Here is a 23,059-nt window from a genome sequence, read left to right as displayed (position 1 = left end):
GTTTACCTTTTTATAGTATGAATATATGAGAAATGCATTGATATTTCATTCTTTTTTTACCAAAAGTCAGATTATTTTCCTAAAAGCATGGTAATGCATTTTGAGATCCGCATAATAACACTCAATATATTTTCTGTGTGTAACAGTTTTGTTTCTAACAAATAATAAATATTTTCATAAAACGATACACTTTAGGAGGCTCTTTTGGCTACAGGTACTTTAGTTTCACTTGCTATCTATTTTATTGCGATGTTGGCAATAGGTTTATACGCGTATAGAAAATCAACGAGTGATGTTTCAGGTTATATGCTAGGAGGGCGTAGTTTGAGCCCTTCGGTGACTGCCTTGTCAGCAGGAGCGTCTGACATGAGTGGCTGGATGTTAATGGGCTTGCCTGGTGCCATGTATTTAACCGGCTTAAGCAGTATGTGGATAGCATTAGGGCTTGTTATAGGTGCCTTTTTAAATTATTTAATTGTTGCTCCGCGTTTAAGAACGTATACCGAAATTGCTAATGATTCTATTACACTACCAGATTATTTTGAAAATCGTTTTGGTGATAAATCTCGAGCCTTACGTTTAGTTTCCTCTATCGTTATTATTTTGTTTTTCACACTATACACCTCGTCAGGTGTTGTAGCGGGTGGTAAATTATTTGAAAGTTCATTTGGCCTTGATTACGAGTTAGGCTTGTACATTACCGCAGGGGTTGTTGTTGTGTATACCTTGTTTGGTGGTTTTCTTGCGGTTAGCTTAACGGATTTTGTTCAAGGTTGTATTATGTTCCTTGCTTTGATCTTAGTGCCGGTCGTTGTCTTAAATGACATGGGGGGGATTTCTCAAGTCACGGCAAGTGTTGAATCAATCAGCCCAGATTTATTAAATTTATTTAATGGTGTCGGGATAGTCGCAATATTGTCAGCCATGGCATGGGGGCTTGGTTATTTTGGTCAACCTCATATTATAGTTCGCTTTATGGCAATTCGTTCAGTAAAAGATATCCCGACTGCACGCCGCATAGGCATGAGTTGGATGATAGTTTCTATTTGCGGAGCGATGGCGACAGGCTTTATTGGGATTGCTTATATTGCTAAAACAGGTACACCATTAGAGGATCCTGAAACGATTTTCGTGCTTTTATCACAATTACTTTTTAACCCCCTTATTTCTGGCTTTTTATTAGCGGCGATTTTAGCGGCGATAATGAGTACCATTTCATCTCAGTTATTAGTGACTTCAAGTTCATTAACGGGCGATTTTTATCAGGCGTTTTTAAATAAAACAGCCAGTGAAAAACAATTAGTCTTCGTAGGACGTATATCTGTGTTAGTGGTGGCATTGGTTGCTATCTATTTAGCTTACGATAGAGACAGTTCTATTTTAAGTTTAGTGAGTAATGCTTGGGCAGGTTTTGGCGCGGCATTTGGTCCAATCGTTATCTTTAGTTTATATTGGAGAAAAATGAATCGTAACGGCGCGCTAGCTGGTATGGTCAGTGGTGCAGCAACTGTATTGTTTTGGATATATGCGCCAATTACTATTGATGGTCAAAGTTTAAGTTCTATTATTTATGAAATTGTACCTGGCTTTATAGTGTGTAGTTTGGCTGTGGTTATTGTGAGTAAATTAACGTATAAGCCACAAGATGATATCGAAGGTAAATTCGATGAAATGTTAACGCATCATCCTTAATTATTTCGTGAAACTTTTTAAACAGTAAAAGAAAAGCCGAACAATCGTTCGGCTTTTCTCTTTATCTATATATATTTATTCAATCTTGAATACACTAGGGCGTGTTGACCTTTCGAGGTTAAACTTTGTTCAAAATAAAAGTCATTTATTCAAGGCGTGAGTTAAGTAGCATGGTTGTTCCATGTAAATAGCGAACAACGAATAAAAAATGACTTTTAATTGAACCCTTCGGGCAACGTTTGTTTGTCATTTCTACTACATTTTTGCTCATTGAGGTGGAATAACCACATATCATTCGCAATGCTTTGTATAAATACCAAACAAACTGTTGCAAAAAATCATCGTGAAAGATTGACACGCCCTAGGTTGACCAGCGAATGTTTTGATTAATTTTCTCTTGCCATTGTTTTAATGGTTCTTGAGTATCGCCTACCACAATGATTTGGCTTGCTTTAAAGTCATTAACTACTCCGTTAAGTTCACCGTTAGTAAATTCTTTCATATAAGCGAGGTGATCATTAGCAGGCACCACATAAATATTAACCGGTGAATTTTGTCCTTTAAGCACTAAATGCAAGCTTTTCATGCCATCAAAACGACAAAACTCCGCCATTATTAACTCGCCTAAATCAGCAGAAAATTGACCATTAAAACTTGCCATTTTTTTATTTAAAGCTGTCAGGGTTACGTTAGCTTCAGCATTATTGCTAAACTGTTTTGCTTCGTGATTGGTATGAGCAATTGCATAGTCTCCAATAGAGCTGTACGCATGGGAGAATTGTAATTGATTGACGGTTAAGCCAATAGCAAAGGCAACGGAAGCGGCAACGGCTAATTTTATTCTCGTCGATTTCTTCTGTTGCTGATGACTCGCCAATGATTGACGTAAAATAAGTTTCTCACTTAATTCTTCAGGCACAGGAACATTTAACGCATCAAAAATCTTTTGATCTAATTGTTCAAGCTCATGCGCAAACTTTTGCTTGGCTGGATCTGAATTTATTGCAGAAATAACATCTGGATCAGGTGTTTTGGGATCTGCATAAATATTGCGTCGAAATAGCAAATCATCCATTGTATTGACCTCTTAGCTTGGGTTCTTCATCTAAAGCTTCTTTTAATTGATTACGGGCTCGAAAGAGTCGAGTCATGACGGTATTTTTATTCAGTGATAACATTGAAGCTATTTCTTCACCACTAAAACCACCAATAACTTGTAACACTAAAGGCTCTCGGTATTCTTCAGGCATTTGCGCTATTTTTTCTCGCAGCCAATGGTTTTCAATTTCTTGTTCTGAACTTGTTGAACGCGTGTCTGTGATAGTTGCTTCTTCATATTCACTCATTTCAAAACGTTTACGTTCAAAACGACGTGCATTTTCACGCCGTAAAATTGTGATCAACCATGACTTAGCGGCTTTTTCATCTTTTAAAGAATCTAAAGCTCGCCATGCCCTTAAAAATGTTTCTTGCACTAAGTCTTCAGCCACTTGTTTTTCGTGACAGAGCCAATAAGCATAACGGTATAAATCGCTATGTAAGGCTTTTACTAGTGCTTCGTATCTAACTTGTTTTGTCGCCATATATGAAGAGACCCGAGCTGGTGATTTTTTATTTCCAAATTAATTTTTTATTTTCGTTAATTTGGGGTTATTTTCTAGTGGTTGCTCTTTAAAGGTTAACGTTAGCTGAATTTTAGGCATTCATCTTGAATTTGGAAAAATAGCGGATAAAAGCTAGTAAATTTGGATAACTTACTAGCTTATCAAAAGGGACTTAAGGATTGATCGCAAAGGTGGGTGAAGCAGAAATATTCGGTTGTTTGTTAACCTCTGTTATTGCCTTCATTAAATCATCACCTAGCCAAGGTTGCGTGTCTTTACTGTAGGTACATTGTTGTAAATCATTAATCGCACTTATTAATGTCTCATGCTGAGTATGATGAATAACATCAGCAATGGTCGATATTTTTTGATTCACCATTGAATTATACCAAGGGACTAAAAGGGCTAACGCTTGCTCGCCATTATGTTGTTTACATGCGGCTAATAGTGCTAAGTAGCTATCATTTACGTTAGACGTTTTTTGCTTTGAAGATGATAATTTATTTCGTCGGATATAAGTGATAAACCATGCGAAAGAAGTTAATAACCACAAGGCTAAAAATAACCACTGTAACCAAGAGGATTGATAAACGGTGACAGTTTTAGTTGCCGTACTCGGTTGTGTGTTTAAATCAGGCATTTCTGAAGCTAATGAAATAGGTGCTTGTGCTGTTTGCTCTGGATTTGCTGCTACCGTTATTGTTTGCGCAGGTATAACTGCTTGTTGATATTGATTGGTCACTGTGTTCCACCATGGAATGATGATTTCAGGTAATTGATAAACCCCGGCTTTATTAGCAACAATGGCAAAATTTTTCACTTTTTGACTGACCAATCTTTCATTATTTAAACCAGTATGTAATTCGGCTTGGTCTGGATATACTTTTAAACCTTCAGGCATCGCCATTTCTATATCAGGTAATTGTTCTTCAGAAAGCCCTGCTGCTGTTAATGTGATAATACGCGTAATAGGTTCACCGACGATAAAGCTATCTGGCGATGGCTGCCACTCTTGGTGAATGGATAATAATTCGCTCGGTAACCAAGCACCTTGATAATCTGCAGGAATGGGGCGAATAGTTAACGGTATTTCTTCACCAATGACACTGACGGGTTTGGTTTCGGCAAAACTTAAAAAGCCGTTACGTCTGGTAGATGGCTGCATAATTTCACCTGAAAATATCGGTGATTTTAACGTGAACTCTCCACTTTGTTGCGGGCTAATGGCATAAGTGCGTTCAATGACACGATAACGACGTCCATTAATGATGGTATCTGCTTCTTTGTCTTTGCCTATTTGCGTGATGTTCGCGCCAGTTAAGGAAGGCTCGGTTAAACTGCCTCGTTTTAATTCTGCCGCAAAGTGTAATTTAACGGTTAAGGTTAATTGTTGCTGAACGTAAACCTCTTTGGCAGAGATATCCGTAGTAATAAATAAATCTTGTTGTTTGCTTGCTTGAGGATCGCTCGCGGCAAGGACATTAAGTGTTATTGGCTGAGTTACTGCTGAGTCTACTGTTAAAGCTGGAATTGTTTTTGTGCCTGCTTCTCGCGCAATTAATACCGTTGACCATTTTGTGGTACGCGTGGTTTTAAAGTTAATCATACTTGTTTGCGTACTTACGGATGTTCTTCCGACAATAAAATCTTGCATCAAAGGAGAGGTGTCTAATGCATTGGTATTTATGTCGTCATCAGCGGTCACCGTTAATACAAATGACTCGGATACCACCACCGGGTTTTTATCAACGGTTGCGGTTACATTAACAAAAGCAAATCCGGTTTTAGTTAGCAATAAAGCGTATAAGCCGATTAATGTTACTATTATTCTTACCACTTTTTCTTAACTCCTACACTACTTCTGTCTTGACGACGCTTTTGATATTCCAATTGCATTTTATTGCGTAATAATAAATAAGGATCATCAGTCACTTTATTCAATAATTGTTTGTGTTTTTGTTCAGTTTCTTTTTCTTGCTGGGCTTTTATAGCTTGAGCCTGTTGCTGTTGTTCACTTTGTTCAGCCGATTCGTCTTCTTGCTGCTCGGCTTGTTGCTCTTGCTCTTCTTGTTCTTTTTGCTCTTGGCTTTGTTGCTCGTTTTGTTGTTGCTCGTTTTGTTGTTGCTGATCTTGCTCTGAGTCTTGTTCTGCGTTTTCATCTGAGTTTTGTTGTTGGTTTTGATCAGACTGTTGTTGCTCGCTCTGCTCTTGCTGCTCTTGTTGTTGATCACCATTTTGATCTTGCTGCTGATCCTGATTTTCTTGATCGCTGTTTTCTTGATCGTTTTGCTGTTCTTGGTTTTGTTGCTGCTGTTGATCTTGCTGTTGCTTTAATTTTTCTAATAAAGCTTTATTCGCTTGTGCATCTTGGTGATCAGGGTTTAGTTGTAAGGCCTTATCGTAGGCTGTAATTGCTTCATCAAGCTTTTGTAGTTTTGCTAGTGCATTACCTTGATTATAAAGTGATTGTGCATCGTTGCCTTTTTGAAATGACGCTAAAGCTTGTTCATAATTGCCGGCATTGTAATGAGCGCTGCCTTGCCATTGAGAATTTTCAAATTGCTCGGCTGCTTGTTCAAACTCTTTATTGTTAAAGTGAGCTTGGCCTTGTTGGTCTTTGGTTTTCCATAAGTCAGTCCAAAAGTCAGCATGCACAGGTTGTGTCGGTGTTAAAAGGAATAGACAAGGAATAATGGCTAATAAATTGCCACGTCGAAAATATCCCAACACTAACGGCAACACGAGTAATAATAAATAAGGACCGAATTCTTGCCATTGATCGCCCGTTTGTGCACTTTCCGATTTTTTATCATCATCTTGTACAATCGGTTGGCTGACTAAATGTTTAATATCGGCAGAACTATTGGTAATACGGGCATAATAACCTTGGCCACTGCTTGCTGCGCCTTGTAACGATTTTTCTGTTAATTTAGGGATAACAATTGAGCCATTGTCATCTTTCATTAATTCGCCGTTTGTTAACTTAATTGGCGCGCCTTCAGAGGTGCCAATAGCCAAAATGTTTAGTCGATAGGGATGCTTGCGATTCCATTGAGTAATGTCTTGTAGGTCTTCACGATCTATGCCGTCAGTAAACCAATAAATATCACCTTCTAAATGACCGGCATTTTTAAGCATATCATTGGCTAATGCGAGTGCTGAATATGGGTTGCTGCCTAATGCAGGCATAAGATCTGGACTTAATGAGGGTAATAATAGTTTGATATTATTGATGTCTTCAGTGAGTGGACTTATTGTAAAAGCGTCACCGGCATAAGCAATTAAACCTATTTCACCTTCATTAAGTTGGTCTAATAGATCAATCGCTTTATAGCGGGCACGTGTCAATCGATTAGGTGATAAGTCAGTCGCATACATCGAATACGACATATCCATAATAATTACTGAGCCGCGTGCTAATTGATAAACCGGTTGCGGTAACTTTTTCCAAGTTGGCCCTGCAAGTGCAATTATCGTTAGTAAGCCGATGATAAAAGGCAGCATTAAAGAAGCTGACTGTGTTTTAGTTGAGCCATCGACTAACACTTTCGATAAATGAGCAGGTAAAAGTTGATGCCAGCCTGATTGATTGATGCGATATTTTTTCAGTAAATATAACGCGAATATCAATGCAACAATGCCGATTAACCATAAAGGTCTAATAAAATGAAAATCAGCCATGATCACCGCCTACTACTGGAGCTGAATTTTGCTTACGCTTGCGAGAAAATAATGTATTAGGTACGTTAAGCAATAAAATATAGAAAAAAGTCAAAATAAGCGCTAGCGCTAATGGATAGAAGAACAACGCGGTTAATGGACGCATTTGTTGTTGTTCTTGTTCAACAGGCTCTAGTTGGTCGAGCAGGTTGTAAATTTCACTCATATCGTCACTGCTTCTTGCACGGAAATATTTACCACCGGTTTGCTCGGCAAGTTGCGTGAGCGTATCTTCATCTAATTCACTGGACGGGTTAACACGTCTTTTACCAAATAAAGACCGTTGGATCATAACATCAGCACCGATACCGACTGAATAAATAGTGACTTTTTTGGCTACAGCTAGTTCAAGTGCTTGTTCAGGCGTGATTTTACCTGCGGTGTTTTGACCATCGGTTAATAGTAATAACACTCGGTTTGATTCTTTCTTTTCATCAAAGCGTTTTACCGCTAGGGCAATGGCGTCGCCTATTGCTGTTTGTTTACCGACAAGTCCTAACACGGTTTCATCAAGCATTTGTTGAACCGTTTTTCTATCAAATGTCATCGGTGTTTGCATATAGGCATCATCGCCAAATAAAATCAGTCCTAATCTATCGCCAACACGTCGGTCAATAAATTCCCCCAATAACACTTTTAACATATCAAGGCGGTTTACCGTGCTGCCATTTAGACTCATGTCTTCTACTTGCATACTGCCAGATAAATCTACGGCAACCATCATCTCTCGACCTTGAGTAGGAATGTTAACTGCTTCACCTAACCATTGTGGCTGACTTGCTGCTAATACAAGTAAAAGCCAAACACTGATCAATAACGATAGCGGTGTTTTTTTACGAGAACTACCGTGCTCATTGCTATTCATGCCTTGAATAATGGTTGGCATTTTCAAAGGAGCTGCTTCGGTATTTTTTTTCGCGGGTAACCAATACACGATTAAAGGTAAAGGTAAGACAAGAAAAACCCATGGAAGTGCAAATTCAATCATTAGTTTACACCTGCCATTTTTTCTGGCTTCGTTAACGAAGTGTTGTTACTGGTATTTTGCGGCGAGACTTGAACGGATGTTTTAGCTGGCAAAGCGTGTTTTATCCATAACATGACGGCTTCAGCTAAATCATCATTATTGTCGAGTGGTTCATCTCGTTGGTATCTTTTTTCGAGTGCAGGTTGAAAACGCACTATAAAAGTTTGTTGCTGCTTAATGGGCAAACATGACACCAGAAATGCTTGCAAAGCATCGCCTGTTAAGCTGGCAATTTGTTCTCGGGGAAAGTATTGCATTGCAGCCCATTTTATCAATGAAATCAATTGTTCAGTATCTAAGGTGTTTTCTTTAAGGCTTTGCATTGCTTGTTTTTTGGCTTGACAATGTTGGCGATGTTTACGGTATTTTATTAATGCCCAAACGACTAAGATTAATAAAGTAACCAATAATATCCACCATCCATACGCAAGCGGATAATTATTGATTTGTTCTGGTAAATGTATCGTTTTTAAATCGGCTAACGGATCCATGAAGCTACTCCGTTCTTTAGTTGTTCTTCTAATGATTGACTGGCGCAAAAATGCAGTAATCTAGCCCCTGATTTTGCTAATAATTGCTCTTTTTCGTTAAGCATTGCTTGAGCTTGTTGGTGATAGCGTTGAGCTATTTTTTCATCACCTAGAGTTAATTGCTGCTTTTGCTGACCATCAGTAATGCTAACGTTGAGTTTTTTATCACTCTTGGGTAATTGATGTTCAAGCGGATCTGAAATTAAACAAACCACTAATTCACAATGTTTAGTGATATGACTTAAATGTCGGATTGCTTCTTGGCTAATGTAATGCCCGTCTGTGATCAAATACACTAAGCTACCGGGACGTGATACTTGTCTGATCCGTAGGCAGTTTTGTTCAAAAGCGAGTTGATTATTTGTTTTGTCATCAATCGATTGATTGCTGTTTGGTTCGTTATTTTGAACGTGAGCAATTGTTTGTTCATGACAGGTCATCAGGGTATGAATATAATGCAAAACACCTTGTTGGCGGCTACGGGGCTTTAATTCACTGTGCTGAAATTCATTAAATACAATACCGCCAACGCGATCGCCTCGTATTTTTGCATGCCAAGCAACTAGCGCTGCTAAATGAGCCGCTTGTACTGATTTAAATAATAATTGACTACCAAACAACATGTTACTGCTTAAGTCAGTGGCAATAATAACCGGTCTTTCTACTTCTTCGCGAAAAAGTTTAGTATGTGTGGTGCCGGTACGGGCCGTAACTCGCCAATCAATTGCGCGAATATCGTCACCATTTTGATAATGTCGAACTTCATCAAACTCCATACCTCGACCTTTGCTGCGGGCTAAGTAATTACCACTCATTTGACTTTGAATGTTTTTTACCGCAGTTAAATTGATCAATGAAGCTTTGTTTTGATACTGGATCAACTCATCGATAGATAAATCAATGCCAGAAGACAACAAATAAACAAGTTTGTCTTCAGCACTGGTTGATGATGGTTGCTGTGTTTGTTTTAACCACATGTCTTAAATAATCCTTTTATTTAAGATATCGCCACTAAACTTAATAAGTGATCGAGTAATTGATTACTGCTGATCCCTTCGGCTTCTGCTTGATATGTCAATAAAATACGATGACGTAATACATTATGGAAAACGGCTTGAACATCTTCAGGACCAACAAAGTCTCGGCCTTGTAGCCAAGCGCGTGCACGAGCACATCTATCTAAAGCAATAGTTGCCCGAGGACTTGCGCCAAACGCTAACCATTTTTTAAGATTATCGTCATATTTTTCGGGTTGGCGAGTTGCCATGATTAAATCAACAATATATTTTTCTATTGCAGGCGCCATATGAATTTTCATGACTTCTTCACGGGCCGCGAAAATATTCTCTTGGGTTATTTCTTGAACTTTTTCTTGCTCATGTTTAATGGCTTCGCCACGATTAAGCTTCAGTATTTCTAATTCGCTTGCTGCATCGGGATAGTCAATTTCAACGTGCATTAAAAATCGGTCTAATTGTGCTTCCGGTAATGGATAAGTACCTTCTTGTTCAATAGGGTTTTGAGTTGCCATGACTAAAAATAAATCGGGCAATGGGTAAGTGTTTCGGCCAACCGTTATTTGCCCTTCGGCCATTGCTTCTAATAATGCCGATTGCACTTTAGCCGGTGCGCGGTTTATTTCATCCGCTAAGACTAAGTTTCTAAATAAAGGCCCCGGTTGAAAAACAAAGGTGCCATCTTCAGGACGATAGATGTCAGTTCCTGTTAAATCGGCAGGTAGAAGGTCAGGAGTAAATTGTACGCGATGAAAGTCCGCTTCTAAACCTTGTGCTAATGAATTTACTGCACGTGTTTTTGCAAGACCCGGAGGACCTTCTACAATTAAATGACCATTTGCTAATAAGGCAATGAGTAAGTTCTCTACTAATGCATGTTGTCCGATGATTTGTTTTGATAAATGTTCTTTTAGTGAAGAAAAATGTTCAATAGCCATAATGGTTTATTCTTATTTGTTTAAAGTGTTACGAGAAAGTTTCGACCTTAGGATTTATATATGGTTCCTCATTTGAAATACAAGTACCAATATAAAATTGTAAGTAAATTTATTACGAATAATTTAGGTAATAGGGAGCATCATATGGATAAAAATGACTCACATCATCTGCTTTAAGTTGAAATATCAATTTTACACGTTAGAATGGAATAAAAGCTGAGAGGTCTGACCTCTTGTTTGCTCAATAATTTTTAAGGATCAACAATGACAATTAAATTACAAACAGCAAAAGGTGAACGCATCGCCATTGTCGCCGGTTTGCGAACACCCTTTGCTAAACAAGCTACGGCTTTTCACGGTGTACCCGCAGTTGATTTAGGTAAGTTGGTAGTAAATGAACTCATTAAAAGAAATGATGTTGATCCCGCAATTATTGATCAATTAGTGTTTGGTCAAGTCGTACAAATGCCAGAAGCACCAAACATTGCCCGTGAAATCGTGTTAGGTACAGGAATGAATGTTCATACAGACGCCTATAGCGTATCAAGAGCTTGTGCGACTAGTTTTCAATCAACGGTGAATGTAGCTGAATCTATTATGGCAGGCATGGTTGATGTTGGTGTGGCCGGTGGTGCAGACTCTTCTTCTGTCGCGCCAATTGGTTTATCGAAAAAATTTGCACGTGCTTTACTTGATTTAAGTAAAACAAAAACCTTAGGGCAAAAATTGTCGATTTTAAAATCGTTACGTTTTAAAGATATTTTACCTGTACCTCCTGCAGTTGCTGAATATTCTACGGGTATTTCTATGGGACAGACGGCTGAACAAATGGCGAAAACTCATAACATTTCTCGTCAAGCGCAAGATGAATTAGCGCATCGCTCTCACACGCTAGCTACGAAAAGTTGGCAAGAAGGCAAACTTGACGGTGAAGTGATGGCAGCTCATGTTGAGCCTTATAAAGCATTCATCGATAAAGATAATTGTTTTAGAGATAACTCAGAATTAGCCGGTTACGCAAAATTACGTCCGTGTTTTGATCGTAAACACGGCACCGTTACCGCCGCAAATAGTACAGCGCTTACTGACGGTGCTTCAGCCGTTTTAATGATGCGAGAAGGGCGAGCGAAAGAATTGGGTTATCAACCTCTTGGCTATATTCGAAGCTATGGATTTGCCGCGATTGATGTGTGGCAAGATATGTTAATGGGGCCAAGCTATGCCACGCCAATCGCACTTAAACGTGCTGGCATGGAACTCAAAGATTTAGATTTAATTGAAATGCATGAAGCTTTCGCAGCACAAGCCTTGGCCAATATGAAAATGTTTGCCAGTAAGAAATTTGCTCAGGAAAATCTTGGTCGCGATAAAGCGATTGGTGATATTGATATGGATAAATTCAATGTGATGGGGGGCTCACTTGCCTATGGACATCCATTTGCGGCAACAGGGACACGTTTAATCGTACAAACTTTAAATGAATTAAAACGTCGTGGCGGTGGAACAGGCTTAACGACAGCATGCGCCGCTGGTGGTTTAGGCGCAGCCATGATCGTTGAAACAGACTAATAAGTGGAGACAGACTAATGACTAACAAAAAAACAAATACCTTCACGCTTATTCGTCAAGAAAATAATATTGCTCATTTGATGATGGATGTAGCCGATGAGTCGATGAATACCTTAAAAGCAGAATTTGCAGAAGAAATTGCCGAGGTTTTACAAGAAATCAAAGCCGACACAAGCTTAAAAGGTTTAGTGTTAATCAGTGGTAAAAAAGATTCTTTTGTCGCTGGTGCTGATATTAATATGATCGCCGGTTGTCAAAGCGCAGAAGAAGCAACCGCTTTATCACGCAAAGGTCAAATGATCTTTGATCAAATTGAATCATTAACTATCCCGGTGATTGCTGCTATTGATGGTCCATGTTTAGGTGGTGGTTTAGAGCTAGCAATGGCATGTCATGCGCGCGTATGTAGCGATAGCCCTAAAACAGCATTAGGTTTACCTGAAGTTCAGTTAGGCTTGTTGCCAGGCAGTGGTGGTACTCAACGTTTACCTAAACTGGTAGGTATTCAAAAAGCATTAGATATGATGCTAACGGGTAAACAACTTCGTGCTAAACAAGCATTGAAAGCGGGCTTAGTGCTCGATGTGGTGCCTAACACTGTATTGGTAGAAGTCGCCGAGAAATTTATTTTATCTGGTAAAGTTAAAGCCGGTGCTCAATCAGCTAAAACGGTTAAATTAAATGTAGTTGGTAAAATTTTAGAGCGCACACCTTTTGGCCGTAAAGTGTTATTTAATCAAGCCACTAAAACGGTGTTATCAAAGACCAAAGGCAATTATCCTGCCCCGTTAAAAATTATCGATTGTATTAAAACTGGTGTCGAGCAATCTCAAGCTAAAGGTTATCAACTGGAAGCGGACAATTTTGGACAATTAGCGATGACAGATGTCTCAGCGCAGTTGAGACAAATATTTTTTGCAACCACTGATATGAAAAAAGAGCAAGGCATTGAAGGCGTTGAAGCTGCTGCTGTCAATAATGTCGGTGTACTTGGAGGTGGCTTGATGGGCGGCGGTATTGCATTTGTTACGGCAACGAAGGCTAAATTTCCGGTTCGCATTAAAGATATTAATCAAAAAGGAATACATTCAGCGCTTAAATACAGCTTTGACTTATTAAATAAAAAAGTTAAACGTCGCTTTATGATGAAAAGCGAAATGCAAAAGCAATTGGCGATGATCACAGGTACCACAGATTACTCAGGTTTTAAAAATGTTGATGTGGTTATTGAGGCGGTATTTGAGGACTTAACGTTAAAACAAAATATGGTGGCTGATATTGAGAGTCATTGTAAAGAGACTACGATTTTCGCTAGTAATACTTCCAGCTTACCTATTGGTCAGATTGCGCAATTAGCTCAACGTCCCGAAAATGTTATTGGTCTACATTATTTTTCACCGGTTGATAAAATGCCGCTTGCTGAGATTATTGCGCATGATAAAACCTCAGATCAGACGATTTCAACGACGGTTGCGTTAGCGAAAAAACAAGGTAAAACCCCCATCGTTGTAAAAGACAAAGCGGGTTTTTATGTTAACCGTATTCTTGCGCCATATATGAACGAAGCGGCTCAATTGTTACTTGCTGGTGAACCTGTTGAAAAATTAGACAAAGCTTTAGTGAAGTTTGGTTTTCCTGTTGGTCCGATGCAATTGTTAGATGAAGTTGGTATTGATATTGGCGCGAAAATAGGTCCTATTTTACAAGCGGAATTGGGCGATCGTTTTTCTCCGCCAGAAGCATTTAATAAATTAATTGCTGATGGTCGTTTAGGGAGAAAAGTGAAAAAAGGTTTTTATCAGTACAATACCAAAAAGAAAGTCGTTGATGAAACGGTGTATCCATTATTATCGATTACTAAGCAAGAAAAGCTATCAGCTGAGCAAATAAGCTTACGTTGCGTTTATATGATGTTAAATGAAGCGGTAAGGTGTTTAGATGAGGGAATTATTAGAAATGCTAGAGATGGTGATATTGGCGCCATTTTTGGTATAGGTTTTCCACCGTTTTTAGGTGGTCCTTTTAACTACATTGATAGCTTAGGTGCCGCGGAAGTTGTAAAACAAATGAATGCTTTTAAGCATGAGTGTGGAGAACGATTTGCTCCTTGCTCTAAACTTGTCGAAATGGCTGAAAGTAACGCTAAGTTTTATAGCTAAAAGCAACCAAATTGAAAGTCGAATAAGAGGAAATTTATTTCCGATTGTAGTGGCAAATATTGTAAAAAGAGGGGCAAGTTTTTGCCTCTTTTTTATGCGATATTTAATTGTGTTTTATCAAATTAATTGCGAATTATTTGAATAAAAACTCTAATTGCATTATATTGCCCCGCAATCGGGGTTTTTAACTTTTAATCATTAAAGCTTAGGTAAAGTATGTTGTCGTTACTTGTTGTTATCGTTGCACTAATGTTTTCTATATTTTTCTATTGCCAAGCATTATCAAACGGTTTAGGGCGTAAGCGCTGGGCGTTTGCAGGTTTTATGTTTGGCCCATTTATTTGGCCAATGTTTAACATGAAAAAGCGCATGAAAATAAATCGATTATTCGGATTTAATTGTTTAATTTTCAGAGCGTAATTGACGGTTAAGGGAAGGGAGGTTGATAAAGCTCTTAGGCTGTTAATGCTTCCTTTCTTAGCTAAAATATAGCCGCTACCGTCCGTGTAGCGAATATCTAAGTTAAATCTCTTGTTTTAATTCTTATATTAAGACCACAAAGATTTAGCAGGCATTTCTTTAATTACAATTGTTGCAGCAATTGCGTTTTCTTTAGGTGTTTCAACAAATAATGACTTAATTAGTTTGATCATAATTATCTCCTAAAGTCTGATTTCACTGCGCTTTGTACCAACTTCAATTGATTCAAATTTATTGTTTAATCTGATTTCACCACGCTTTGTTCCAACTTCAATTGATTCAAATTTATTGTTTAATCTGATTTCACCACGCTTTGTTCCAACTTCAATTGATTCAAATCTATTGTTTAATCTGATTTCACCGCGCTTTGTACCAACTTCAATTGATTCAAATTTATTATTTAATCTGATTTCACTGCGCTTAGTACCCACTTGTTCTATATCTAACGTTACTACATCAACACTTGGAACTGGAGCTGCGTTCATCGCTAGAGATAAAATTATTGAACTTAACATTTATATATTCCTTTCTGATTGGTTAAATAACTCGAAGGAAGTAAAGCGATAAGTGTGCCAATACGCAAAGCTCTATTTTTATTGGCTTTGCGATGGATTTATCTGACTGTCAGAAAGTTGTCAGTAGAGATGAGTATTAATTTTTATTAAAAGTCGTAGATTTGTCAGTGATCTGATGAGAAAGTAAATAGCGGCGAAAGTCTTTTTCTGGTAATGGTTTGCTATATAAATAGCCTTGCATCTGTTCACAACGTAATCCAGATAAGAAACTTAGCTGTTGATTAGTTTCTACCCCTTCAGCGACAACCTGTAAGCCGAGGTTATGTGCGATAGTAACAATGGTGGCAACCATGTTACGACCTTGTTCAGATGACTCTATGTCGTCGACAAAAGCTTTATCTATTTTTAAGGTGTTTAAAGGGAATTTTTTCAAATAGGCTAAGGACGAATAACCGGTACCAAAATCATCTAATGATAAATGAATCCCCATCGCGCGAATTTGCAACATGGTTTCTATGGCTCTTTGTGGAGAGTCCATGACCGTTCCTTCGGTTATTTCTAATTCTAGGTGCTTCGCTGGCAATTGGCTTTCTTTCAAGATACCTTCAATCATGCCAACAAGATTAGGTTGGGTAAATTGTACCGCAGAAAGGTTAACGGCAATACGTCCATCAAATAAGCCAGCATCAAGCCATTGTTTTGTTGCAAAGCATGATTTTCTCAATACTGTTTCACCAATATCTATGATTTGTCCAGTTTCTTCCGAAACAGGAATGAAAACTACAGGACTTATAATACCTTTGCTTGGTGTTTCAAAACGCACCAAGGCTTCCATACCCGCGACTTTACCGGTTGATATTTCTATTTTGGGTTGATAATAAACAGAGAAAAAATCTTCTTTTAAACCATGACGGATCAAGCCTTCAATTTGTAAGCGTTTTACCGCTTTCTTATTCATTGAACCGTTAAAGAATTGGTATTGATTACCGCCATTATGTTTTGCGTGATACATGGCTGTGTCGGCATTTTTTAATAACTCTTGAGGAGATGTGCCATCTTCAGGATAAAGTACAATACCGATACTAGAATAAAGTACTATTTCTTGATTTTTCAGTTTTAAAGGCTGAGCAATAGTGCTTAAAATTTTCTTTGCTATGGTGGTTATAGTATGAATATCATTAGTATCCTCAATAATGATACTAAATTCATCGCCACCTAAACGGTAAACGGTATCAAGTTGACGGCCAATATTTTTTATTCTTTGCGCCACTTTACACAGCAGTAAATCACCGACTTCATGACCCATTGAATCATTGACTTTTTTAAAGTTATCTAAGTCAAAAACTAATAACGCATGCGAAATTTTATTTTTAACTAAACGTGCTTGGTTCGCTTGAAAGAAAGAACGATTAGGTAAACCTGTTAAGGTATCTGAATTGGCGAGCTTTCTTAACTCTGCTTCGGTTTCTTTGCGTTTAGTAATATCTGAAAACACGCCGACAAAATGCGAAATACTGTTATTTTCGTCTCGAATGATATCAATGTTTAAATCAGTTAAATATAATTCACCATTATCACGTTTACTTTCAATCTCGCCGTGCCAACCACCTTTATTAAGTAAATGTTTTTTTACATCTTGAGTGAAACTGTCAGGGTAACGGCTAAAAGCTATGTGTTTGCCAATCATTTGTCGTTTTGCTTTACCGGTAATTCGTTGAAATGATTTATTAACATCGACAATATTAAACTTTCTATCGTAAATGACGACAGCATCGGAAATATTTTCGATACATTTAGCAAATAATTTAAGCCTTTCATCCGCCTTCTTAATTTGGCTAATGTCTTTCAATGTGCCTGTCATACGAGAAGGTTGATTGTTTTCGTCTCGTTCGACTATTTTTCCTCGGTCGAGTACCCATATCCATTTGTTGTCTTTATCTTTTACTCGATAGGTAGCTTCGAAATGCTCGGTTTTTTCATCAAAATGCTCTTGTAATGATTGGGTAATTCGGGCGATATCATCTTGATTTATATTGGTTTCATTATCTCCGTCATTACCTAAGTTACGTTTTCCGTCTTGTGGGAACTCTAAAATACCCCAAATATTAGAACGATATATTTTTCCTCGTTTAATATTCCAATCCCACATTTCATCACCACTTCCCCATAGTGAAAGTTTCAAGCGTTCTTCACTGGCTTTAATCTGTAAGTGGTATAAACGTTTATGACGAAATTGTTGCAGTAAATAAGCGATAATGAGAAATATAGTTAAGGTGTAAATTAATACAGCACTGTTTGATAACCACCAGGGAGGTAATATTTTCACATCAATGGATTTAGATTTAAAAATTGCCGGATTATAAATATCGAACGCTTGCACTTCAAAGGTATATGAGCCGGCACTTAGGTTTGTGTAAGTTGCTCTGAGGTTATCTTTATCCGTTTCTAACCAATTTTCATCTACTCCATTAAGTTTATATTTATAACCAATTTGCGATGGCAATTTAGCATTAGGTGACACGAACTCAATACTAAAGGGGGAATGAATATATTTGAGTTTGATGCTTGATAGATTATTTAAACTTTCTGGAAGCGTATAATTTTCAATTTGTTTTTTTTGTTCGATATTTATCTTTTTATTCGCAATAAGCAAATTAGATAATACCGGTTTATTGATGGATTGCTCTACTGAGAGTAATTCTTTAGGAGAGAAATAATGGAAACCATTGTTACCGCCGATATAAACTACTTTATTAGCTATAAATGAGCTTTTACTTAAATATTCATTATTATTGATAGAAAAATCCATGTAAAAACTTTGAATTTTTCTATTTTTGTTTTGAAAAACGCTTATGCCTTTATTTGTACTTATCCAAAAATTGTCTGATTGGTCTTTAACGATGTCAGCTACGAAATTGTTAGAAAGTAAATTATCTTCATTAAATAGTTGAGTTTTATGGGATTCTTTATTGATTAATAATACACCTTGGTTATATGAACCAAGTATTAAATTTTCTTTAGAAACATTGATCGTAGTTGTGTTGTTGATACGATAATTTGAGTTGTGTTCAAGATTAAATTCATTGAATTTATTATTTTTAACATCGAACTGAATTATTTTATCTGATTTTGAAGTTAGCCAAATTTCAATATCATTGTTTAAGTATAAATTTGTAAATTTTATATCAACATCGGGAGTTGAATAAAAGTTTTCTGTGCTTGGGTGATAACTGCGAAGATCACCTGACTGATTTAAGTACCAAATCTTTTCAGCACCATAAAAGATAGGAGCTATTCCGTTGTGGTCTGATTTAGTTTTCCAATTTGAATGTTCATTTATGGTTTTGTTTTCAATATTATAAGTAAATAGTTGATTATTATCGGTAATAATAAAAATATCAGCTTCATTGCTTTGGATATGTGTAATGAGCCCATCTATCTTTAAATTTATTTTTTTGATTTGTTTTTGAGGCGTTAGTTGAAAAATGTCATTGTCACTTGAAAACCAAACGGAGTCACTAATAGCAGTAAAAGATGTGATGTTAGTATTTGTTAGCTCGCTTAAAAACTTACTTTCTTTAATTATATTGTACTCTGGAGCTAGAACAAACAACCCATTTAAAGAGCCAACCCATAATTTTTCGGTATTATCGACTAATAACCCATAGGTATAATCATTATATTCTTGTTCTTGTACATTACTGTATTGATGCGATTTTGATGTTTCATTTAATGGGTTTATCGACTTTAAACCTTCATCTGTTGCGATCCAAATATGAGAATCGCTAGCAACGGCTATATTTCTAGCAAGAATGGCTGGTGAATCAGCTTCTGTAAGTGAATATTGTTCTGTTAATTCATATCGCTCATCTAAAACATATACGCCGGTATTAGTCGCTAACCAGTATTCTTTTTCAATCAGTAAAATTTTATTGATTTGTGTCGTTTCATTGCCTATTTGTGCTTGAATTTGCTTATGAAGAGAGTTGTCTATAGATAAATTTTTATTGGTGACATAGAAGCCATTATCGTAGCTACTAAACCAATAATTGCCATTTTTGTCGTGAAAGATGCTTTTGATTTCTTGCGGACTAATAGAGGTGTTATTACTCGGCTGTCGAATTTTAGTCCTAATAAACTCTTGATTAGCAACATCAAATTTATGCAAACCTTTTGCGGTAGACACCCATATATTATTAGGAACATCTAAGTTAGTGGTCTCGCTTGCTCTATCTTCATAAATATCCCAAATAGTGTTATCGATTAGTGTGTTATCTTCGTTGATATTTAAAGTGAAATTGTCAAAGCTATCTAGTTTTTTATTGTAACGGCTCAAACCATTTTGCGTTCCAACCCAAATAACGCCTGAGCTATCTTTAAATAATTTTCGAATATAATTATCTGCTAAAGAATGTTCATCAAGAATATTACTACGATAATATTTAAATTTTGCTCCGTCGTATTTATTTAAACCATCTTGAGTGGCAAGCCAAATATAACCTTCTTCATCTTGAATAATATCGAAAACATAGCTTTGTGATAGGCCGTCAGCGGCAGTAATATGCTTAAATTTTAAATTTTCATCATAATTGGCAGGAGCAGCAAAAGCAGAAAAACTTAAACCTATTAGAAATATAAATAATAGCGGCAAGAAAATCAGGGAGTTACGTAGGAAAAAAGCAGAGCTATTAAACGAAAATTGCACAAATACGACCTTGCTTAACTTATAATTATTCTTATGGAAGCCACTATTACAAAGGATGGCAGCGATTAAGTCAACTTATTAGCTAGACATAAAGCAGTAGCTATGGCTTAACGGCTAAATTAGTTGTCTATAACTTATCGGCAAAGTTAATATTTTATTGAGCAATTTTTGAAAATATATTCAAGTAATTGTGAGTCATTTAATGAGGTGTTTGAATTTTGCTCTTCTTTTGGTTGTTTTGTCGACAGCAAACAGAATCTATCGATAACGCCTTGATTATTCGTTATTTGTGAAAATAAAAATTCAGATATATCAGTTTTAGATAATGACAATATGGTTTCAATAAGATGTTGCTTTTGCTTAAAATCAGTTTCTTTATTACAAATTGATGTCCAGAAGCGTTGGCTCTTAATACGTAAACTCGTATCTTTCTCTTGTAATTGACTGGCAAGTCCGTGTTGTAAATGTTGCCAATCTGCTTCAGGCATGTTTTCAACCACTAAATGGCATTCATTAATAAATTCATCCATTGCCTCAAGTAAAAGGTTTGCTTCAAAATTGGGTGATTGAATATAAAAAGCGATGCCAGGGTAGCGATTAATGGGGACAAATCCTACACCAACAAGATAACCATATTGTTTTTCAGTACGCATTTGGTGGAAAAACTGCGGTGATAAAATTTGGCTCGCTATCATAGTTTTAGCCACAGTCAATAAGCTTCTTTCTTCCATAGGGTAATAAATAACTCCCGCATAATCATGTTCTGGAAGATGCAGAGGATATTGGATACTTGCTTGATCTTTTATATTTAAAACAGGAATTTTTACTTGGTGTTGTTGAGCGTATTGTCCATTGAATGCTTGTTTAATAATCGAATGTATTTCAGCAGCGTCTTGTTCACGCCAGTTTCCATGGACTAACACGTCTAAATTAATCTCATTAAATATAGTATGACAAAAATCGTTAAACTGTTGAAAGTCAACGTTTATTAATGCATTTGCTAGCGTTTCAGAGCTTGGGCACTTTGGTTGCATTGTTGAACTTAAAACCGAAAATAACTGTGAAATTGATTTGCTGTTATCTGCATTTTTCCAATGATTAATTAAATGCTGTTTCATCAAGTGAAAAATTTCTTCAGAAAAAGAAAACATTTGCAACTCAGCTAAAAGTTGTTTGAGTAAAAAGCCTTGGTTTTCACTAACTCCAGACAATTGCAGCGTTAAGCCACCTTGGTGAGAGTACAAATGATAATGAATACCGGCTAATTCCGCATCATAATGTTTTTCAATGACCGACTCTGTATATAAATCAACAAAAAGTCGTGTCATGGCTATATTCGTTTCGTTTTCTAATGTTTTAGGGCTATCGATACCAAGGTAAATATAGCCTTTGGGGACATTAAAAGTATGATCTTGCTTATACCAAAATTGTAAACCGTTCTCTTGCTTAAATAATTGTGGCGTTAACGAGTTATCTGGTTTTTTTAATCCATAAAGTTTTGGTTTTTCAACGATATATTTATTTTTAGGTGGCAAAGCTAGTTCTTGATGTAATTGACATTCACGCCATTTGTTTATCTGATTTTTTGCAATTTTTTCCACTTGATATGGCACTTGATACCAACGACTAACTTTGTCGGTGGGCACATTTTTATTAATATAAATCGTGCGCATATTCTCTGGAGTTAAATAATTAAGTAAATTAGTTAACTGCTGCTGATTCATGTTCTCCATGACATAATCACCAAAAATGTAATCTTCTTGAGGATAATGCTGCATGTTAATGACTAATTGACTCACCGAATCTAACGGTTTCATTTTTTCGTGATAATGAAAAGATAGCTCTGCTATTTGCTTTTTTTCTTGATAGTAATATTCGGCCAGCGGAGCTTGTTTAAGTAAGTAAATATATGAAAAAACGATAGATATAATTTCGTCTACCTGTTTTTCGCCTGCTTGGGTCAAACGAATACTAATATTAAAATCTTTAAAATTATAGCCATTGACCCCTGAGCCTGCAGTTAAGCCTAGTGCCCATTGATTTTTTTTCAGTAAAGATAAAATTGAATGCGGCCCTTCATGGCCCATTAAGTAGGAAATTAACGACTCAGGCTTTTCTCGATAGAATTCATCAATACTTGGCATCGCAAAACTGAGGATTAGCTGGCGATCATTTTTAACCGGTTTTACTTGCAGGCATATTTGTTGATGCTCTGGTAGGTAAAGAGGAATGTCTGGCTTGCGTTGACTTATGTCGTTGCTTGAAATATCACTGAATTTATCTACTGCTAATTGTTGTAATATTTCTAATGACTGTGGCCCTTCAATGACTAGCGTCATTGCTTTAGCGACATAATGTTGTAGAAAAAAATCTTCTACTTCATCTCTTAAATGTTTACCTGGACGATCTGAAAGTGTTTCGGTATTACCAACTGAGAATTTTGCGAAAGGGTGCTCAGGGTTAATCGTTTCTTTGTGTACGTCATATAAACGTCGGATATCATCTTTTAATTTTAATTTAAATTCAGCGTCAATATTTTTACGCTCTTTATTGACGAACTCTTCAGATAATAGTGGTGAAATAAAGAACTGGCTGAATCTGTCTAATGCTGGTTCAAAATGTTGATGATGGATGTCAAAAAAGAAACAGGTGTGTTCTGTTGCTGTCCATGCATTATTGCTACCGCCATATTGGCTAATAAATTTCTGATACTCACTACCATCAGGATAATTCTTTGTCCCGAGAAACAACATATGTTCTAAAAAGTGAGCAAGACCTTGTCTATCAATAGGATCGCTAAAGTGGCCGACATTAACGGCTAAGGCAGCTGCAGACTTTTGCGTGTCTTTATTATGTACGGCTAAAACCCTTAAACCATTTTCCAAGGTAAATGGAAAATATTGTTTGTGATCATTAGGACTTTGTTTCAATACATGCTCCGACGGATTCCTTTACGAGTGACATAAGCAAAAATTATCATTATTGGTCTTCTAAATTACCCTATGGAATAAGGTGAGTCTATTTTATTCTTAACGGATGTTATAACAATTGCTTAGATTCCTTTACTATAGCCGCAAATAACAAGTTCATTAAACCTTTTTAGC

At 36.8% G+C, this 23,059-nt stretch carries 15 protein-coding genes; 4 read left to right on the top strand and 11 right to left on the bottom strand.

What is annotated here, in order from left to right:
• Window positions 1-204 precede the first annotated feature (204 nt).
• Window positions 205-1,692, top strand: coding sequence for a sodium/proline symporter PutP (gene putP, locus Q4493_RS00760; RefSeq protein ID WP_303448632.1), 1,488 nt, complete (start codon window positions 205-207; stop codon window positions 1,690-1,692).
• Window positions 1,693-2,053: 361 nt separating this feature from the next.
• Here the strand turns inward: putP and Q4493_RS00755 are convergent, their stop codons facing one another.
• The 8 genes from Q4493_RS00755 to Q4493_RS00720 form a co-directional block, all read right to left on the bottom strand.
• Window positions 2,054-2,767 (bottom strand): DUF3379 family protein, encoded by a 714-nt coding sequence (locus Q4493_RS00755; protein ID WP_303448631.1) that lies wholly within the window; start codon window positions 2,765-2,767, stop codon window positions 2,054-2,056.
• On the bottom strand, window positions 2,760-3,275 hold the full coding sequence (locus tag Q4493_RS00750) for a sigma-70 family RNA polymerase sigma factor (RefSeq protein ID WP_303448630.1): 516 nt from the start codon (window positions 3,273-3,275) through the stop codon (window positions 2,760-2,762). The genes Q4493_RS00755 and Q4493_RS00750 overlap by 8 nt, the downstream gene beginning before the upstream one ends.
• A 193-nt stretch (window positions 3,276-3,468) precedes the next feature.
• The gene (locus Q4493_RS00745) at window positions 3,469-5,133 is read right to left on the bottom strand and encodes a BatD family protein (RefSeq protein ID WP_303448628.1); all 1,665 of its coding nucleotides are present in this window, start codon (window positions 5,131-5,133) and stop codon (window positions 3,469-3,471) included.
• Window positions 5,127-6,977, bottom strand: coding sequence for a VWA domain-containing protein (locus Q4493_RS00740; protein WP_303448627.1), 1,851 nt, complete (start codon window positions 6,975-6,977; stop codon window positions 5,127-5,129). Before Q4493_RS00740 ends, Q4493_RS00745 begins: the two co-directional genes overlap by 7 nt.
• Window positions 6,970-8,004, bottom strand: a complete 1,035-nt coding sequence (locus Q4493_RS00735) for a VWA domain-containing protein (protein ID WP_303448625.1) — start codon at window positions 8,002-8,004, stop codon at window positions 6,970-6,972. The genes Q4493_RS00740 and Q4493_RS00735 overlap by 8 nt, the downstream gene beginning before the upstream one ends.
• Window positions 8,004-8,534 carry a DUF4381 domain-containing protein gene (locus Q4493_RS00730; protein ID WP_303448624.1) on the bottom strand — a complete coding sequence of 177 codons (531 nt, stop codon included), beginning with the start codon at window positions 8,532-8,534 and terminating at the stop codon, window positions 8,004-8,006. Before Q4493_RS00730 ends, Q4493_RS00735 begins: the two co-directional genes overlap by 1 nt.
• Window positions 8,522-9,550 carry a DUF58 domain-containing protein gene (locus tag Q4493_RS00725; protein WP_303448622.1) on the bottom strand — a complete coding sequence of 343 codons (1,029 nt, stop codon included), beginning with the start codon at window positions 9,548-9,550 and terminating at the stop codon, window positions 8,522-8,524. Before Q4493_RS00725 ends, Q4493_RS00730 begins: the two co-directional genes overlap by 13 nt.
• A gap of 20 nt (window positions 9,551-9,570) precedes the next feature.
• Window positions 9,571-10,527, bottom strand: a complete 957-nt coding sequence (locus Q4493_RS00720) for a MoxR family ATPase (RefSeq protein WP_303448619.1) — start codon at window positions 10,525-10,527, stop codon at window positions 9,571-9,573.
• Between the two features lie 264 nt (window positions 10,528-10,791).
• On the opposite strand from Q4493_RS00720, the gene fadI reads away from it, so the two are divergent.
• The 3 genes from fadI to Q4493_RS00705 all read left to right on the top strand — a co-directional run bounded on the left by fadI (window position 10,792) and on the right by Q4493_RS00705 (window position 14,675).
• Window positions 10,792-12,096 carry an acetyl-CoA C-acyltransferase FadI gene (gene fadI, locus Q4493_RS00715; protein ID WP_303448618.1) on the top strand — a complete coding sequence of 435 codons (1,305 nt, stop codon included), beginning with the start codon at window positions 10,792-10,794 and terminating at the stop codon, window positions 12,094-12,096.
• Window positions 12,097-12,113: 17 nt separating this feature from the next.
• Complete coding sequence (gene fadJ, locus Q4493_RS00710) at window positions 12,114-14,255, top strand: fatty acid oxidation complex subunit alpha FadJ (protein ID WP_303448617.1); 2,142 nt, start codon at window positions 12,114-12,116, stop codon at window positions 14,253-14,255.
• 216 nt (window positions 14,256-14,471) lie between these two features.
• Entirely contained in the window at window positions 14,472-14,675 is a 204-nt protein-coding gene (locus tag Q4493_RS00705; RefSeq protein ID WP_303448615.1) for a hypothetical protein, read from the top strand.
• A gap of 242 nt (window positions 14,676-14,917) precedes the next feature.
• Here the strand turns inward: Q4493_RS00705 and Q4493_RS00700 are convergent, their stop codons facing one another.
• The 3 genes from Q4493_RS00700 to Q4493_RS00690 form a co-directional block, all read right to left on the bottom strand.
• Window positions 14,918-15,250 carry a hypothetical protein gene (locus tag Q4493_RS00700; RefSeq protein WP_303448614.1) on the bottom strand — a complete coding sequence of 111 codons (333 nt, stop codon included), beginning with the start codon at window positions 15,248-15,250 and terminating at the stop codon, window positions 14,918-14,920.
• 136 nt (window positions 15,251-15,386) lie between these two features.
• Window positions 15,387-19,955: an EAL domain-containing protein gene (locus Q4493_RS00695; protein WP_303448612.1), complete on the bottom strand. Its 4,569-nt coding sequence runs from the start codon at window positions 19,953-19,955 to the stop codon at window positions 15,387-15,389.
• Window positions 19,956-20,101: 146 nt separating this feature from the next.
• Entirely contained in the window at window positions 20,102-22,885 is a 2,784-nt protein-coding gene (locus tag Q4493_RS00690) for an insulinase family protein (protein ID WP_303448610.1), read from the bottom strand.
• Between the last annotated feature and the right edge of the window lie 174 nt (window positions 22,886-23,059).

Origin of the sequence: Colwellia sp. 1_MG-2023, assembly GCF_030546755.1 — a bacterium.
Classification (GTDB): Bacteria; Pseudomonadota; Gammaproteobacteria; order Enterobacterales; family Alteromonadaceae; genus Thalassotalea_H.
This window is presented reverse-complemented; position numbering and strand designations above follow the sequence as displayed.

Coding starts and splice junctions, on each gene's coding strand:
- Q4493_RS00750 (WP_303448630.1), bottom strand. CDS start 3,275: ATGGCGACAAAACAAGTTAGATACGAAGCACTAGTAAAAGCCTTACAT.
- fadJ (WP_303448617.1), top strand. CDS start 12,114: ATGACTAACAAAAAAACAAATACCTTCACGCTTATTCGTCAAGAAAAT.
- Q4493_RS00700 (WP_303448614.1), bottom strand. CDS start 15,250: ATGTTAAGTTCAATAATTTTATCTCTAGCGATGAACGCAGCTCCAGTT.
- Q4493_RS00730 (WP_303448624.1), bottom strand. CDS start 8,534: ATGGATCCGTTAGCCGATTTAAAAACGATACATTTACCAGAACAAATC.
- Q4493_RS00735 (WP_303448625.1), bottom strand. CDS start 8,004: ATGATTGAATTTGCACTTCCATGGGTTTTTCTTGTCTTACCTTTACCT.
- fadI (WP_303448618.1), top strand. CDS start 10,792: ATGACAATTAAATTACAAACAGCAAAAGGTGAACGCATCGCCATTGTC.
- Q4493_RS00755 (WP_303448631.1), bottom strand. CDS start 2,767: ATGGATGATTTGCTATTTCGACGCAATATTTATGCAGATCCCAAAACA.
- Q4493_RS00740 (WP_303448627.1), bottom strand. CDS start 6,977: ATGGCTGATTTTCATTTTATTAGACCTTTATGGTTAATCGGCATTGTT.
- Q4493_RS00705 (WP_303448615.1), top strand. CDS start 14,472: ATGTTGTCGTTACTTGTTGTTATCGTTGCACTAATGTTTTCTATATTT.
- Q4493_RS00720 (WP_303448619.1), bottom strand. CDS start 10,527: ATGGCTATTGAACATTTTTCTTCACTAAAAGAACATTTATCAAAACAA.
- Q4493_RS00725 (WP_303448622.1), bottom strand. CDS start 9,550: ATGTGGTTAAAACAAACACAGCAACCATCATCAACCAGTGCTGAAGAC.